Source organism: Actinoallomurus spadix (assembly GCF_024055725.1).
Lineage (GTDB): Bacteria > Actinomycetota > Actinomycetes > Streptosporangiales > Streptosporangiaceae > Actinoallomurus > Actinoallomurus spadix.
Map to the genome: position 1 here is coordinate 119,192 of NZ_JAMXMX010000015.1, position 14,588 is coordinate 133,779.

Consider the following 14,588-nt stretch of genomic DNA (forward strand, 5'->3'; position numbering starts at 1 on the left):
TGCGACGACCGGCGGGTGCCGCAGAGCCCTGCCGGAGACGGCGCATGAGGCGCAACCGCGAGACGGCTCGCCGCGCCACCGGTCACGGTGCGCACGCGGCGTTGAGCGGACCCGCACACTGGAGGCTGAAGGCCCTGACGACGTTTCATGAGCTCGGGATTGTCCCCGAAATAGCAGACGCCCTCGAAACAGAGGGCATTGTCGAACCGTTCCCGATCCAGCTGCTCGCGATTCCCATCGGTCTCGGCGGGCACGACATCATCGGTCAGGCACGCACGGGCACCGGCAAGACCCTGGCCTTCGGCATTCCGCTGCTGCAGCGCATCGAGCACGGCGGGAAGAAGCCGCAGGCCCTGGTCATCGTGCCGACGCGTGAGCTGGCCGTCCAGGTCACCGACGACCTGACCACCGCCGGCGGCAAGCTCGGCAGCCGGGTCCTTTCGGTGTACGGCGGCCGCGCGTACGAGCCGCAGATCGACGCCCTCAAGAACGGCGTCGAGGTCGTCGTCGGCACGCCCGGGCGACTGCTCGACCTGGTCAAGCAGAAGTACCTCGACCTGTCCCAGGTCTCGGTGCTCGTCCTGGACGAGGCCGACCGCATGCTCGACCTCGGCTTCCTGCCCGACATCGAGCGTCTCGTCGCCAAGGTGCCCGAGCGGCGTCAGACGATGCTGTTCTCGGCCACCATGCCCGGCGAGATCGTCGCGCTGTCGCGCAAGTACCTCACCCGGCCGACGAACGTACGGGCCGAGTCGCACGATGAGTCCGAGACCACTCCGCAGGTCACGCAGCACGTCTTCCAGGCACACCAGATGGACAAGCCCGAGCTGCTCGCCCGGGTCCTGCAGGCGCGCGACCGCGGCCTGACCATGGTGTTCTGCCAGACCAAGCGGGCCTGCGACCGGGTCGCCGAGGACCTCACCCGGCGTGGCTTCGCCGCCGCCGCCGTGCACGGGGACCTCGGGCAGGGGCAGCGGGAGCGCGCCCTGCGAGCCTTCCGGTCCGGCAAGATCGACGTGCTCGTCGCCACGGACGTGGCGGCGCGCGGCCTCGACGTCGACGACGTCACCCACGTCGTCAACTACGAGTGCCCGGACGCCGCCGACACCTACGTGCACCGCATCGGCCGTACCGGCCGCGCGGGCAAGGAGGGCATCGCGGTCACGCTCGTCGACTGGGCGGATCTGCAGCGCTGGAAGCTGATCAACACCGCGCTCGGCCTGGACTTTGCCGAGCCGGTCGAGACCTACTCCACCTCCGAGCACCTGTACGAGGTGCTGGACATCCCGTCCGACATCACCGGCGTCCTGCCGAAGGCGCAGCGGGACCGGGCCGGGCTGGAGGCCGAAGAGGTCGAGGACATCGGCGAGACCGGTCGCAGCCGGTCGCACGGCCGCCAGGAGGAGCCGCGCCGCCCGGCACGGCAGCGGACCCGCTCCCGGCAGCGCACGCGCAGCGGGCACCCCGTCGACGGCGACGCGGTCACGGCGGAGGAGACGGCCCGGCGGCACACGCGCCGGAAGGCGGAGCCGGCGACGCACCCCGCCGAGCCCGCGCCGACCTTCGCCGAGGTGACGGCGCAGGCGCCCGAGGTCGCCACCGACGCGCAGGAGGCTCCTACGGCCACGCAGGAGGCCCCTGCGACCACGCAGGAGGCTCCTACGACCACGCAGGAGGCTCCTACGACCACGCAGGAGGTCCCTGCGACCACGCAGGAGGCCATGGCTCCCGCACGCCGTACGCGCCGGCGCGCCGTGGAGACGGGGGACACCGTGTCGGCGACCGAGGCGAGCACCGAGGTGGTCGAGACGGTCGAGGCGGAGAAGGCTCCCGCGGCGTTCGACACGGACGACGCGGTGCCCGAGGCGCCGGCGGCACGGCCCGAGCCCGCCACGGCCCCCGTGGTGATCAGCCCGGCGGGCATCCCGATGGTGCAGTTCCTGCCGCCGCCGATCGACGTGACGGACGAGGTGCCGGAGTACGTCGAGCCGGTACGCCCGGCGGCCAGGAAGAAGCGCCGTACGCGCGGCGGAGCGCGCGAGTCCGTCTGACGGACGACCGAAGGAGGGGCGTGATCACGATCACGCCCCTTATTCATGTTCCGGCCCCGGCGCGGGGCGGATCCGTCGGTCCGCCCTCCGATCCGGGGCTCAGTCGCCGCCTTCGAGCCGTGAGATCCGGTAGTCGTCGAAGTCGACGACCGTCTGACCACCGTGCGCTCCGCTGCCGCGCATCACCACGAGACCCGTCTGCCCGACCGCCAACGGATCCTGTCCGTCCATGGCCTCGGCGGTGAGCCGGCCGTTCACCCAGAGGCGGAGGCGGACTTTCGCCCCCTGAGGCTCACACTGGATCATCAAGTGATTCGTGCTCGGCGAGCCGCCCCCGGCGACCGTGTCCCGATAGCCCCGGACCCGCGGAACCATGGCCAGCGTCCATGAGCCGGCTCTGGTCACCTCGCGGATGAAGGCTTCGTGGCCGTCCGGCCGCACCAGGAAGACGTAGCCGTCGAGGATCCGGTAGTCCGGCCCTCGGCACCCCAGGCCCATCGCGCCGTCGCCGGGTCCGGCCACGACGGCCGCGTCGACGTCCGCCTCCAGGCGGGAAGGCAGGTCCTGCGACGGGTACGGCGCGGGCTTCGAATCGTTGTCCGCCCGGCCCTCGGCCGTCATCCGGTAGCGACCCGCGACATAGGACGTGTACCTGTCGCGGTCCCAGGTCGGGGCGTCGGGCAAGAAGCTGCTGGTGTAGACGGGGACGGTCCTCGTCGCCCCTCCGAACGGCATCAGCGCGACGACCGCACCGATCGCGACGGCGGCCCCGGCGGTGGCCGCGGCGATCCAGGCGATACGCCGGGTCCTGAGGCGGTGCCGCCCCTCGTCTCCTTCCCGCGCCGGTCCGGCCGGCTCCGTACCCGCGGGCGCCCCCGTCGCGAGGAGGGTGGCGCCCGGATCGGCCGCGGCACCGGGTGACGCCTGCCCGGTCGCCTGCTCCGGCCGGGGCGCGGTCGCCGCCGGGCCGGTGCTCGGCCGACCGGACGAAAGCTCGGGAAGCCGCCCGGCCGACCGGTCCCCGGCACCCGCGTCGCCCGACGACCGCGCCGCGTCACCCGACGGCGGCACTCGGTCGGCCGGTGGCCGCGCCGGATCGGCTCGCACGTGCCCTGTCAGGCCGGACAGCAGTTCCCGTGCCGACGGGCGCCGCGCCGGGTCCTTGTCGAGCGCCCGCTCCACCAGCGGCCGTACCGCCTCGTCCAGACCGTCGAGCGACGGCTCCTCGTGCATGATCCGGTAAAGCACGGCCGGCAGTTCTCCGCCGGAGAACGGTGTGCCGCCCGTACCGGCGAAGGCCACCACGGCGCCCCAGGCGAAGATGTCGGACGCCGTCGTCGCGCGCTTCCCCTGGATGACCTCCGGGGCCATGTAGGCCGGGGTGCCGACGAGCTGCCCCGGCCGAGTCGCCTCGGTCACGCTGTCGAGGGCACGCGCGATGCCGAAGTCGATGACCCGGGGGCCCATCGGGGCCAGCAGCACGTTCGCGGGCTTGAGGTCTCGGTGCACGATCCCCGCACCGTGGATCGCGCCCAGAGCCGTCGCCACTCCGACCGCCAGATGGTCGAGGCTCGCTCCGCGCAGCGGCCCCGACTCCCGTACGAACGCGGCGAGGTCGGGCCCGGCCAGGTACTCGGTGACGATGTAGAGCGGCTCCTCGTCGGTCCGGGCGTCGATCACCGGAGCGGTGCAGAACCGGCGGACCCGGCGGGCGGCCTCCACCTCGCGGCGGAACCGATGACGGAAGGTGGGATCCTGCGCGAAGTCGACGTTGATCACCTTGACCGCCACGCGCTCGCCGGAGGCGGACTCGGCGAGGTACACCGTGCCCATCCCGCCGTGGCCGATCACCCCGAGCAGGCGGTACGGCCCCAGCTCCGCCGGATCGGTGGTGGGCAGCGGGCCGATCCGGTCGTCCGCCGACATCCTCTTCAGGCCCCCGTATCACCTCACAGCACAACGATCATGCAGACTAACGGAGACGGAGGTGCGGGCCGACGGAAACGGAGGCGTTCCTCAGCCGGCGGTGGACAGGCCGGTCTGACGGAGCCGCAGGGCGCAGCGCGGCCGGTCGGTGATGAGGACGGTCACCCGCTCGTCGCCGAGGAACCGCCGCATCCGTGACTCGTCGTTGACCGTCCAGACCATGGCCGGAATCCCCAGCCGGCCGCACATCCGCAGCACGGTGGCCCGCGCCAGCCGGCGGTGGACGGCGAGCCAGTCGGCGCCGCACTCGCGCATGCGGCGCAGCGGGTACAGCTCCTGAATCCGGGTCGGGGCCTTCATCAGCCACGAGACCTCGCGGAGGCTGCGCCCCAGCGACAGAGCGGCGGTCACCTGCGGGAACTCCCGTTTGATCCGGGCGATCGAGGAGTCCTCCAGCGTCGTCGCGACGAAGCCCTCCGGACCAAGGGTGTCGAGGGCGAGCGTGATGATCTCCGCCTCGTCGCCGACCTCCTTGAGGTCGAGGTGCCCCTTCATGCGGCCCGCGATCAGGGACATGACGTCGTGGACGCGCGGCACGCGCAGACCCGCGGCGGCGCACAGCTCCTCATAGGTCAGGCCCGCCACGGGGCGGTTCGCGACGCGTTGGTCGTGGAAGACGACGAACTCTCCGTCACAGGTGCGGCGGATGTCGAACTCGACGTACTCCGCGCCCGTCGTCAAAGCGCTCTCGTACGCCTCCCAGGTGGCGGCCCGGGCGACCTCGGATCCGCCCTTGTGGGCGGAGACGGCAGCCGTCATGCCTTGAGGGTACCTTCGCGAACCCCAGCGGATCACCAGCCAAATCGCTAAGATGGTGTCGATATTGGCATGTGCAAGTAAGCTCCTGCCAGTGAGTACGCCCCGGTTCCTCAGTCTGCCTCCCGGCGTTCGCCGCACGGACATCAACACCTCGCGCGGCACGTTCGCCGTGCTCGAGGCGCTCCCGGGCTCCGGCGTCTGCGAGCGGGGACCCGCACTGCTGGTGCCCGGCTTCACCGGCAGCAAAGAGGACTTCATCGCGGTGCTGCAGACCCTCGCGGGCGGCGGGCGCCGCGTCGTCGCGCTCGACATGCGCGGCCAGCACGAGACTCCCGGCCCGGACGATCCGGCGGCCTACACCTGCGCCGAGCTCGGCGCGGACATCGCCGCCGTCATGGAGCACTTCGACGACCAGGTGCACCTCGTCGGGCACTCCTTCGGCGGTCTCGTGACCCGCGAGGCGGTGATGACCGACCCCGCTCTGCCGGCGTCGTACACGCTGATGAGCTCGGGGCCGGCCGCGATCGGAGGGTCACGCGAGGTCGAGGCCCGCGTCCTGCTCGCCGCGCTGCCCAAGGTCGGGCTGGAACACCTGTGGGCGACCCGGATCGAGCCCGAGGTGATCACCAAGGGCGTCGCTCCGGAGATCGTGTCGTTCCTGCACCGGCGGATGTTCATGAACTCCCCCGCGGGCCTGATGGCCATGGCCCGCGAGGTCCTGTCCAGCCCGGACCGGGTGGACGACCTCGCCAAGGTCACCGAGGACGCCGACCTCCCCGTGCTCGTCCTGTACGGCGAGAACGACGACGGCTGGGAGCCCTCCGAACAGGCCGCCATGGCCGAACGCCTGAACGCCCGCAAGGTGGTCATCCCCGGCGCGGCCCACTCTCCCGCCGTCGAGGCGCCGGAGACCACCGCGAGCGCGCTGACCTCGTTCTGGAACGACGCCGAACGCGCCTGACCGCCCCCGGCCGGGACCCGTCGCGGAAAGCTCCGAGACACGCTTTGAGACAACAAACGACTGGCGTCTCATGTAACTGAGCACTTACCATGACGGCATGGAAGCGACCGTCCAGCCTCCCCAGAGCGTGACCTGGCAGGTGCACATCGACCGGTCGATGTGGGTCGGCGGGGTCCGCGGCCTCATGCTGCAGGCGCTGCACCCGATCGCCATGCGCGGAGTCTGGCAGAACAGCGATTTTCAGAACGACCCGATCGGCCGGCTCCAGCGCACGGCCGACTTCGTCGGCGTGGTCACCTGGGGGACACCCGAAGAGGCCGACCGCATCGGCCGCCGGGTCAGGGACATCCACCGGGCGCTGCGGATCAAGGACCCGGACACCGGGCGCGTCCACCGCGTCGACGACCCTGAACTCCTGCTGTGGGTGCACTGCGCGGAGGTCTCCTCCTACCTGGAGGTCGCGCGCCGCTCCGGGCTGCGGCTCACCGACCGGCAGGCCGACCGCTACCTCGCCGAGCAGCGCCGCAGCGCCACCTACGTCGGCCTGCACGAGGAGGACGTGCCGGGCAGCCTGGCGGAGATGAGGGCGTTCTTCGCGGAGATGCGCCCGCGGCTGAAGGTCACCCCGGAGGCCCGCTCCACCGTACGCTTCCTGCTGTGGCCGAGGCTGCCCGAAGAGATGCGCTGGCTGTCGGCCGGCAAGCCGATGTACGTTCCGTTCGGCGCGCTCTGCTACTACTCCCTCCCCGGCTGGGCCCGGCGGATGTACGGCATCCTGCCCGAGGTCCCGGGCCCGGTCGTGACGGCGGCGCTCAGGTCCTTCCGCCTGGCGGCCAACGCCCTCCCGGAGAAGGTCCACGATCTGACGTTCCAGCAGGCGACCAAGGACATGCTCGAAGGCGCCCGGCAGCGGCTCGCCGCCGAGGGCTATGACCTCGGCAAGGGCCTGCAAGGCCTGCGTGACCCCCGCCGCTGGCCGCGAGCCGCCGCCTGAGCCTCCTGCGCGTCCGCGAGCGTTACCAGGTCCTGACGGCCTGCTCCCGGATCGTACGATCGAGGCCGTGCGCGGCCGCCGGCCGACCCCGCCACCGGCGAACCACGGGACGGCCACCGCCCGACCCGGCCGTCGACCTGCCGTGGGCGGCTACTGGCCGACCCGGCCGTCGACGCGCTCGCGCAGGAGGTCGGCGTGGCCGTTGTGCCGGGCGTACTCCTCGATCATGTGCACCAGCAGCTCCCGCAGTGCGATGGGACCGTGGCCGGTGTCGCCGGTGACGCCGAGATCAGGGGCCTCCTCCACGAACCGCTCGGCGAACGCCACCTCGTCCCGCCAGGTTCGCCACGCCTCCGCGACGACCTCCGGGTCCGGGACCGCGCCGTTGAAGGCGCCGTCGCGGTCCGCCTCGGACCGGTAGTGCGGCGGCGCGTCCTGCCCGGCCATCACCCGCCGGAACCAGCTCCGCTCGACGTCCGCCAGGTGACGCACCAGGCCCAGCAGCGACAGATTCGAGGGCGGCACCGAGCGGCGGGCCAGGTCCGCGGCGTCGAGACCGGCGCACTTCAGCTCGAGGGTGAGGCGCTGGTCGCGCAGGTAGCCGACGAGCGTGGCGCGCTCTCCCTCGAACGAGCCCTCCGTCCGGGGATCCTCGTCCGGATGGAGGAACATGTCCGACCACCCGAAACGTCGGGCAGGCCGCTCCCCCGCGTCGTCGTCGGAAGGCTGTTCCGCAAGATTCGTCATACTCCGAGGATTCCGGATCGGTGTCCGGCCCGCGACTCCTTTGCCGACCGGACGGAGCGCGGTCCGCGACCGGCCGTCACTCCGCCAGGCCGGACCAGGGGTCGCGGGCGGGGGCGGCGGCGCGCCCCTCGGGGCAGTGCCGCGCGTAGTCGCACCAGGCGCAGAGCGCGCCGGGACGGGGCGGGAACCGCTCGTCGAAGGGCGCGTGACGGCGCTCCGGCGGCAGGATCCGGGCGTCGACCGGCCGCGCGTGCGCGCGGTACCACTCGTCCGCCTCGCCGCACTCCTCGGCGATCTGCTCGGCGCGGCGGAGGTGCCGGTCGAGGGAGTCGTCGGTGTGCTCCCATACCGCGACCTCGCCGGTCGGCAGATGGTGGAGTTCGACGAGGCGGCACCGGGTCCGCATCATCCGGTGGGCCGAGGCGGCGTACAGCGCGAGCGCCAGAGAGGCGCGGGCGTCGTCGGAGGTGAGCGGCCGGCGACCGGTCTTGTAGTCGACGACCACGAGTTCGTCACCGCGCCGGTCCAGCCGGTCCACCCGCCCCTGGACGGTGATCAGATGCGTCTTCATCGAGACCGTGCGCTCGACGCCGACCGGCTCGTCCGCCGGGTCGAGCCCGGCGGTGTAGCGCAGGACCATCTCCCGCGCGCGGTGGCGCCACTCGGTGGACTGCGTGTCGTCCCGGAAGCCGTCGGTCAGCCAGCCCCGGTCGAGCAGCCGGCCGGCCGCCTCGACGGTGCGTTCCTCGACGGGCAGCCGCCACCAGCCGGCCAGGGCGTTGTGGACGCTGGCCCCGACGCTGTTGTGCGCCCACGGCGGACCCTTGTCCGGCCGGGGCCGGTCGAGGTAGGTCATCCGGTACCGGCGTGGGCAGTCCAGCCAGGTGTTCAGCCGGGAGGGCGTGCAGGGGTAGAGCCGCCTCGGCATCCCCTCGAACCCGAGTTGCTCGGCCGCCATCGCGTCAGTCCTCGGAGCTCGGCTCCTGCGCGAGCGCGAACCAGCTCTCCCACTGGGCGTCCTCGTCGCCGACGGTGGTCTCCTCGCCCTGGCCGGGCAGCACCCGCGTGTCCTTGGGCAGCGGGCCGAGCAGCGACCCGATGGAGTTCAGCTGGTCCTGCAGGTCGTGGTACTCGTCGCCGACCCGGCCCGGCCGCCCCTTGTGCAGGGTGTCGCCGGAGAACAGCACGCCGAGCTGCTCGCTGTAGAGGCAGATGCTGCCGGGCGTGTGCCCGGGCGTGTGCATGACCTCCAGCTGCGCGCCGCCGATCTCGAAGACGCCGCCGTCCTCGATGTCGATGTCCGGCGTGAGGTCCTTCATGAACTCCGAGTCCTCGTCCTTCTTGGCGAGGGCGCGGAAGTACTGACGCCACAGCAGCCGGTCCCGCGAGTGCAGCCCGATCGGCGCCGGGTCGTCCTCGTCGGCCTCGGCGATCTCCAGGACCGCGCCGAGGTGGTGATCGCGGCCGTCGGTGCAGATGACGGCCATCACCTCACGCTCGCCGATCTCCTTGAGGATCGCCTCGGGGTCGTTGGCGGGATCGATCACGATCACCGCGTCGTCGTCCCCGACGATGTAGGTGTTGCTCTCGATGTCGTACTCGGTGTCGTCGACCGTGACCTTGCCCGACGTCACCACTTTGTCGATACGCGCGTCCACATTGGAACCTTACCGACTTCCCACGCCTGACGCGCAGCATGCGGGCCCATCCGGTCGCCGGGACCACCACCGGACCAGGCCGGTGGGACGAGAACGGCGAAACACGCGTGAAACAGGCCTGTCCTACCCTCCCGACCGGACATACGCCGCGAAGGAGCCGATCTGTGTACGTTTCAGCCGAGGACCGCTGATGGGCGAGGTGATCTGGCTCGGCGTGCTGCTCGGCGTCGGCGCGGCCCTGTCCGTCGGCCCCATCTTCGTCACCATCCTGAACGAGGCCGCCACCCGCGGCTTCGGCGCCGCGTTCCGCGTGATCCTCGGCTCCGCGACCGCCGACGTCGTCCTGCTGCTACCGGCGCTGGCCTTCGCCTGGGTCATCGCGGCCGTCGCCCGGGCCGCCTTCTGGGTGGGCCTCGCCGGCGCGGCCTTCTTCCTCTGGCTGGCCATCGGCGCCGTACGGGACGCCGTACGCCTGTGGCGTGCGGAGACGGCCCCGCGCGCCGGGGGATGGGCGTTCTGGAAGGGCGTGGCCGGCAACCTCGCCAACCCGCTGACGTGGACGTTCTGGCTCGCCACCGGTACGCCCGCGATGCTCCGCGCCGAGCATCTCGCCGGCCCGGCCGGCCTGGGCGCCTTCACCGTGACCTGGTTCGTGGTCGCCTCCGGCCTGGAGGCGGTCATCGCCCTGGTGGTGGCCCGCTCCGGCCGTCGCATCGGCCACCGGGGGCAGGGCGCCTTCACCGCCCTGTCCGGCGTCGTCTTCGTGGCCCTGGCCGGCCTGATGCTGGCCCGCTCCGCCGCCCTCTGAGCCGTGGCGGCGGTTTCGCCGCCGTCATGGCCACGTTGCCGCCGGTGTTGACGGGACGATGACCGATTCGCCGGGCCTGTTACGGCAACGCCGACGTCAAGGTGCTCGAATGCGCGGAATTCAGCCGGCCGGGGCGCGGTCCGGTCTGGCGCCGGTGGCCTGGGACAGGAGGGCCTCGTAGGACTCGGGGGCCGTCGTCTCCGCGCCGAGACGGTGGCCGGTGAGGGCGCCGTGGTCGTCGCTCGCGCCGGTCGTGACCAGGCCCAGGTCGGCCGCGAGTCCGCGCAGGTGGGCGCGGTCGGCCGCGGTGTGGTCCGGGTGGTCGGTCTCGACGCCGGCGAGGCCCGCGCCGGCGAGTCGCGCGATCTCCTCGTCGGTGAACACGTAACCGCGCCGGGACGCGCGGGGATGGGCGAGCACGGGTACGCCCCCGGCCGCGCGGACCAGCCCCACCGCGACGACGGCGTCCAGGGCGTACCGGTCGACGTACGCGCGGCCGCCCGCGCCGATCCACTCCGGTGTGAACGCCGCTTCCACGCTCGTCACCACTCCGGCCTCGACCATGGCGCGGGCGATGTGCGGCCGGCCGGGGACGGACTCTCCGGTGATCCGCTGGACCGCCTCCCACGTGACGGGCGCGCCGAGCCGGCCGAGGCGCTCGACCATGCCGCGCGCCCGGTGGGCACGGTCGTCGCGGATGCGCCGCCGCTCGGCCGCCAGCGCGGGCTCGCCCGGGTCGAACAGGTACGCCAGCAGGTGGAGGCTGCGGCCGCCGAGGCGGCAGGACAACTCCATGCCGCGGACGAGCGTCATGCCGGGCGGCAGCGCGCGTACGGCCTCGGGATGGCCGCCGACGGTGTCGTGGTCGGTCAGGGCCAGGACGCCGACGCCCGCGGCGTGGGCGCGGCGGACGACGTCGGCGGGCGGCTGGGTGCCGTCCGACACGGAGCTGTGGGAGTGCAGGTCGATGCGCACGGTCCGATCATGCACCCAGCCGGGGGCACGCCGCCCCGTACGGCAGGTCGAGGTCGGCCTCGCGCAGGTCGCTCAGGCGGAGGTCCTCCAGCATCAGCGTGCCGGCCGGGGCGGGCCAGAGCACGGCCCACAGCCAGTTGCCGCGCGCCTCGCCGGCGAACGCGGCCGTGTCGCTGCCGGGCACGGCCCACAGCGGCAGCGGGTGCCCGTCGATGTGCACCTTGGCGTCGGGCGCCGAGGTCCCGAAGCCGTCTCCGGGGTCGGGACCGGGCAGCCCGGCGTACGACGCGCCGAGGCCGATACCGGGCTCCTCGGCGATGAGGACGAGGTCGGCGGGACCGCCGACCGGCGACGGGCCGGACAGGGCGACGGCGACGGCCCGGCCTCCGCTGCGTTCGTCGCCCGCGTCGGCGAAGCCGGTGACGAGCCAGCCGAGCGGCAGTGGCCAGGGCACCCACACCGGAACCCGCGCGGTCGCGCGGACGACCTCGAGTCCCTCCGCGCAGGGCCGCCGCGGCGGGCGCAGCGGGCAGACCTCGCCGTGAACCGTGCAGGTCCAGGCGCTCGACCAGGCGTTCGGCGGGGTCACGGGCCCGCGGCACCGCGGGCAGATGGGCGCGGCCCTCATGATCAATCACGCTCCCGCCGCCCCGAGGGGGTCAGTCGCGGTTTCCGGGTGTCCTAAAAGACTATTCGGGGGCCTCAAACTTCTTCGCGCGCCGCAGTCCCGCGGCGCGGCCCTTCGCGGCGATCACCAGGGCCATCTTCCGGGACGCCTCGTCGATCATCTCGTCGCCGAGCATCGCCGCACCCCGGCCCCGCACCCTGGTCGCGTGGTCGTGCGCGTCGAGGATCAGCTCGGCGTGGTCGTAGTCGTCCTGAGACGGGGAGAAGACCTCGTTGCAGGCCTCGATCTGGGCCGGATGCAGCACCCACTTGCCGTCGAAGCCGAGCGCGGCGCTGCGCCGCGCAGCCCGCGTGAACGCCGCCACGTCGCGGACGTTGAAGTACGGCCCGTCGATGGCCTGCAGGTCACGGGCCCGGGCGGCGATCAGGATGCGCATCAGGATGTGGTGGTACGCGTCGCCCTCGGTATAGCCGGGCGGCTGCTCGCCCACGACCAGCGTCTTCATGTTGAGCGACGCCATGAGGTCGCCCGGACCGAAGATCAGCGCCTCCAGGCGGGGCGACGCGGCGGCGATCTCGTCGATGTGGGTGAGCCCCCGCGCGTCCTCGATCTGCGCCTCGATCCCGATGCGGCCCACGGGCAGGCCGGTCGCCCGCTCGATCTGGGTGAGCAGGACGTCCAGCCAGACGACGTCGCCGGGCGAGGTGACCTTCGGCAGCATCAGGCAGTCCAGGTCCGCGCCCGCGCCCTCCACCACCTCGATCACGTCGCGGTAGGCGAATCCGGTCGTCGCGTCGTTGATCCGCACGACGCGGACCCGGTCGCCCCAGCCTCCGTCACGCAGGGCCGCCACGGCGTTCGCCCGCGCCTCCGCCTTGGCCGATCGCGCGACGGCGTCCTCCAGGTCGAGGAAGAACTCATCGACCGGCAGCCCCCGCGCCTTCTCGATGAACCGCGGGTTGCTGGCGGGCACGGCGAGGGTGCTCCGGCGGGCGCGCATCGGCATGCTCCCGGATGTTATCGGCCGCCCACCCGCCGACCGGCAGGCGCTCACCCGCTCCCGCCGGCCCACCGGCCCGCAGCCCCGGAGGCGCTCACCTCCTGCCGCCGGCCCACCGGCCCGGAGGCGCTCGCCCCTCCCCCCGCCTGGGTCCGGGTTCTGACCGGGTGGCCGACACCGCTCCTGGGGAACGCCTGACCAGGTCTCTCCCGTACCGTCAGAAAGCCGGGAGGCCCACCGGTTTCACCGGTAGGACACCTCGCCGCCACGGCGATGACGCCGGCCACGGGTTTCCTCCATCCCGCCCCCACCTTCCGGGGAGCGGGATGGAGAAGGACGATGAAGCAGAACGCAAGGCGCGCGGTCACGACCGGGGCGGTCCTCAGCGCCCTCGTGGCGCTCACCGCGGGCGCGGCGAACGCCTCGGGGGGCGTCGACCGCTGGGCGTCGGTGCCCGCCACCGCCAAGGCGACCGGGGTCACGGCGCCGAACGCGCTCTCGCCCGGCCTGGCGGAGCGCGCCGTCGCGCAGGGCTCCGACCGGATCGAGAACCCCGCCGGGGACGCGGCGTACTACGGCTACCACGCGGACGGCCCGCTGCTGCCGCAGCCCGGTGCCACGCAGTCCTCCGGGCACAACGTCGAGGCCACCAAGTCCGAGCCGGACAAGAACACCTACCTGCGGCTCCGTGGCCTGCACGGCGCCGACCCGGCGTACGACTACGGCACGCACTTCCTGTTCCAGGGGCACGAGCACGGCCCCGGCCAGATCACCCGGATCAACCTGGACGCCGACGCCGCGCACCGCGTGACGCTGCTGGCCACGAAGACCACCGACGGCACGGACCTGCCCGCCTTCGACGGGTCGACGTGGAACCCGTTCGCCAAGAAGCTCCTGCTCACCTCCGAGGAGGGCGCGAAGGGCGGCGTCTGGCAGAGCGACCCCGACGTCGGCGCCAAGGTCCAGGACATCTCGAACCTCCTCGGGCGCGGCGGGTACGAGGGCATCCAGACCGACTCGGCGGGGAACCTGTGGATCGTCGAGGACGCCGGTGGCGCGACCCCCTCGGGGACCTCCGCCAAGCTGCCCAACAGCTTCGTCTACCGGTTCGTGCCCAGGGACAAGGGCGACCTGGCCAAGGGCGGCACGCTGCAGGCCCTGCAGGTGATCTCCCGGCGCAACGGGCAGCCGATCGGCTTCACGCCCGTCGACGCGGCGCACCCGGCCGGCGCGGTGTTCTCCGACGACACCAAGGACCTGCACACGTACGGCACCGTCTTCGAGACCCGCTGGGTGACGCTCCACCAGGGTGACGCCTCGAGCACGCCGTTCGACGCGAACGCCCTGGCCAAGGCGGCGAAGGCGACACCGTTCAAGCGGCCGGAGAACGGCGTGTTCCGCCCGGGCGCCGACTTCCGTGAGTTCTTCTTCAGCGAGACCGGTGACACGAACGCGACGAGCAAGGCCAACGGCGCGTACGGCGGCTGGGGCGGGATCTACCGGCTCACCCAGACCGACCCGGCCGCCGACCACGGCAAACTGACGATCTTCTACAACGGCGACCAGGAGCACACCGGGCTGGACAACATCGCGTTCGTCGACCGGGACCACGTCGCCGTGGTCGAGGACGCCGGTGACACGCTGCACTCCCAGCGCGGAGCGTTCGACTCGGCCTACCTGTTCGACCTGAACACCGACTACGCCAAGGGCCGGCAGCCCGTACGGTTCCTGGCGGAGGGCCGCGACCCGTCGGCGACGATCGACTCGGCCTGGTCGGCGCTGGGCAACGGGTTCCAGAACGACGGCGACAACGAGATCACCGGGATCCACGTCTCCGACGGCGACCCGACCGTCGCCGGGCTCCTCGGGGAGAAGAGGCCCCGCCCGTTCCACGGCGACTGGCGGATCTTCTGGACCCAGCAGCACGGCGACAACACCACCTGGGAGATCACTCAGGACTAGTCCGCGGCGGAGCGCAGGGCGCGGGACCCGCCGGACGGCGGGTCCCGCGTCGCGTGCCC

13 protein-coding genes are annotated in these 14,588 nt (G+C 72.6%); 5 read left to right on the forward strand and 8 right to left on the reverse strand.

What is annotated here, in order from left to right:
- Window positions 1–44: 44 nt before the first annotated feature.
- Complete coding sequence (locus NE235_RS22840; RefSeq protein ID WP_289849035.1) at window positions 45–2,051, forward strand: DEAD/DEAH box helicase; 2,007 nt, start codon at window positions 45–47, stop codon at window positions 2,049–2,051.
- A gap of 99 nt (window positions 2,052–2,150) precedes the next feature.
- Here NE235_RS22840 and NE235_RS22845 read toward each other — a convergent pair whose 3' ends face one another.
- Together NE235_RS22845 and NE235_RS22850 are read right to left on the reverse strand one after the other, a co-directional pair.
- A complete protein-coding gene (locus NE235_RS22845; protein WP_252806266.1) occupies window positions 2,151–3,977 on the reverse strand; it encodes a serine/threonine-protein kinase in 1,827 nt (608 codons plus the stop codon).
- Between the two features lie 90 nt (window positions 3,978–4,067).
- Window positions 4,068–4,796, reverse strand: coding sequence for a glycerophosphodiester phosphodiesterase (locus tag NE235_RS22850; protein ID WP_252806268.1), 729 nt, complete (start codon window positions 4,794–4,796; stop codon window positions 4,068–4,070).
- 91 nt (window positions 4,797–4,887) lie between these two features.
- On the opposite strand from NE235_RS22850, the gene NE235_RS22855 reads away from it, so the two are divergent.
- Both NE235_RS22855 and NE235_RS22860 read left to right on the forward strand, forming a co-directional pair.
- The gene (locus NE235_RS22855; RefSeq protein WP_252806270.1) at window positions 4,888–5,757 is read left to right on the forward strand and encodes an alpha/beta fold hydrolase; all 870 of its coding nucleotides are present in this window, start codon (window positions 4,888–4,890) and stop codon (window positions 5,755–5,757) included.
- Window positions 5,758–5,854: 97 nt separating this feature from the next.
- Window positions 5,855–6,751, forward strand: a complete 897-nt coding sequence (locus NE235_RS22860; protein WP_252806271.1) for an oxygenase MpaB family protein — start codon at window positions 5,855–5,857, stop codon at window positions 6,749–6,751.
- Between the two features lie 150 nt (window positions 6,752–6,901).
- Here the strand turns inward: NE235_RS22860 and NE235_RS22865 are convergent, their stop codons facing one another.
- From NE235_RS22865 to NE235_RS22875, 3 genes are all read right to left on the reverse strand, one after another.
- On the reverse strand, window positions 6,902–7,423 hold the full coding sequence (locus NE235_RS22865) for a DinB family protein (protein ID WP_252806273.1): 522 nt from the start codon (window positions 7,421–7,423) through the stop codon (window positions 6,902–6,904).
- 151 nt (window positions 7,424–7,574) lie between these two features.
- The gene (locus tag NE235_RS22870) at window positions 7,575–8,456 is read right to left on the reverse strand and encodes a RecB family exonuclease (protein WP_252806275.1); all 882 of its coding nucleotides are present in this window, start codon (window positions 8,454–8,456) and stop codon (window positions 7,575–7,577) included.
- A 4-nt stretch (window positions 8,457–8,460) separates the two neighbouring features.
- Entirely contained in the window at window positions 8,461–9,156 is a 696-nt protein-coding gene (locus NE235_RS22875; protein ID WP_252806277.1) for an MBL fold metallo-hydrolase, read from the reverse strand.
- A 190-nt stretch (window positions 9,157–9,346) separates the two neighbouring features.
- On the opposite strand from NE235_RS22875, the gene NE235_RS22880 reads away from it, so the two are divergent.
- Window positions 9,347–9,964 carry a LysE family translocator gene (locus tag NE235_RS22880; RefSeq protein WP_252806279.1) on the forward strand — a complete coding sequence of 206 codons (618 nt, stop codon included), beginning with the start codon at window positions 9,347–9,349 and terminating at the stop codon, window positions 9,962–9,964.
- 120 nt (window positions 9,965–10,084) lie between these two features.
- Here the strand turns inward: NE235_RS22880 and NE235_RS22885 are convergent, their stop codons facing one another.
- From NE235_RS22885 to NE235_RS22895, 3 genes are all read right to left on the reverse strand, one after another.
- The gene (locus NE235_RS22885) at window positions 10,085–10,939 is read right to left on the reverse strand and encodes a PHP domain-containing protein (protein WP_252806281.1); all 855 of its coding nucleotides are present in this window, start codon (window positions 10,937–10,939) and stop codon (window positions 10,085–10,087) included.
- A gap of 7 nt (window positions 10,940–10,946) precedes the next feature.
- Entirely contained in the window at window positions 10,947–11,567 is a 621-nt protein-coding gene (locus tag NE235_RS22890) for a DUF6758 family protein (RefSeq protein ID WP_252806284.1), read from the reverse strand.
- A 61-nt stretch (window positions 11,568–11,628) separates the two neighbouring features.
- Window positions 11,629–12,567: an HpcH/HpaI aldolase/citrate lyase family protein gene (locus tag NE235_RS22895; protein WP_252806381.1), complete on the reverse strand. Its 939-nt coding sequence runs from the start codon at window positions 12,565–12,567 to the stop codon at window positions 11,629–11,631.
- A gap of 339 nt (window positions 12,568–12,906) precedes the next feature.
- Here NE235_RS22895 and NE235_RS22900 point away from each other — a divergent pair, with 339 nt between their 5' ends.
- Complete coding sequence (locus tag NE235_RS22900) at window positions 12,907–14,529, forward strand: alkaline phosphatase PhoX (RefSeq protein ID WP_252806286.1); 1,623 nt, start codon at window positions 12,907–12,909, stop codon at window positions 14,527–14,529.
- The last annotated feature ends 59 nt before the right edge of the window (window positions 14,530–14,588 follow it).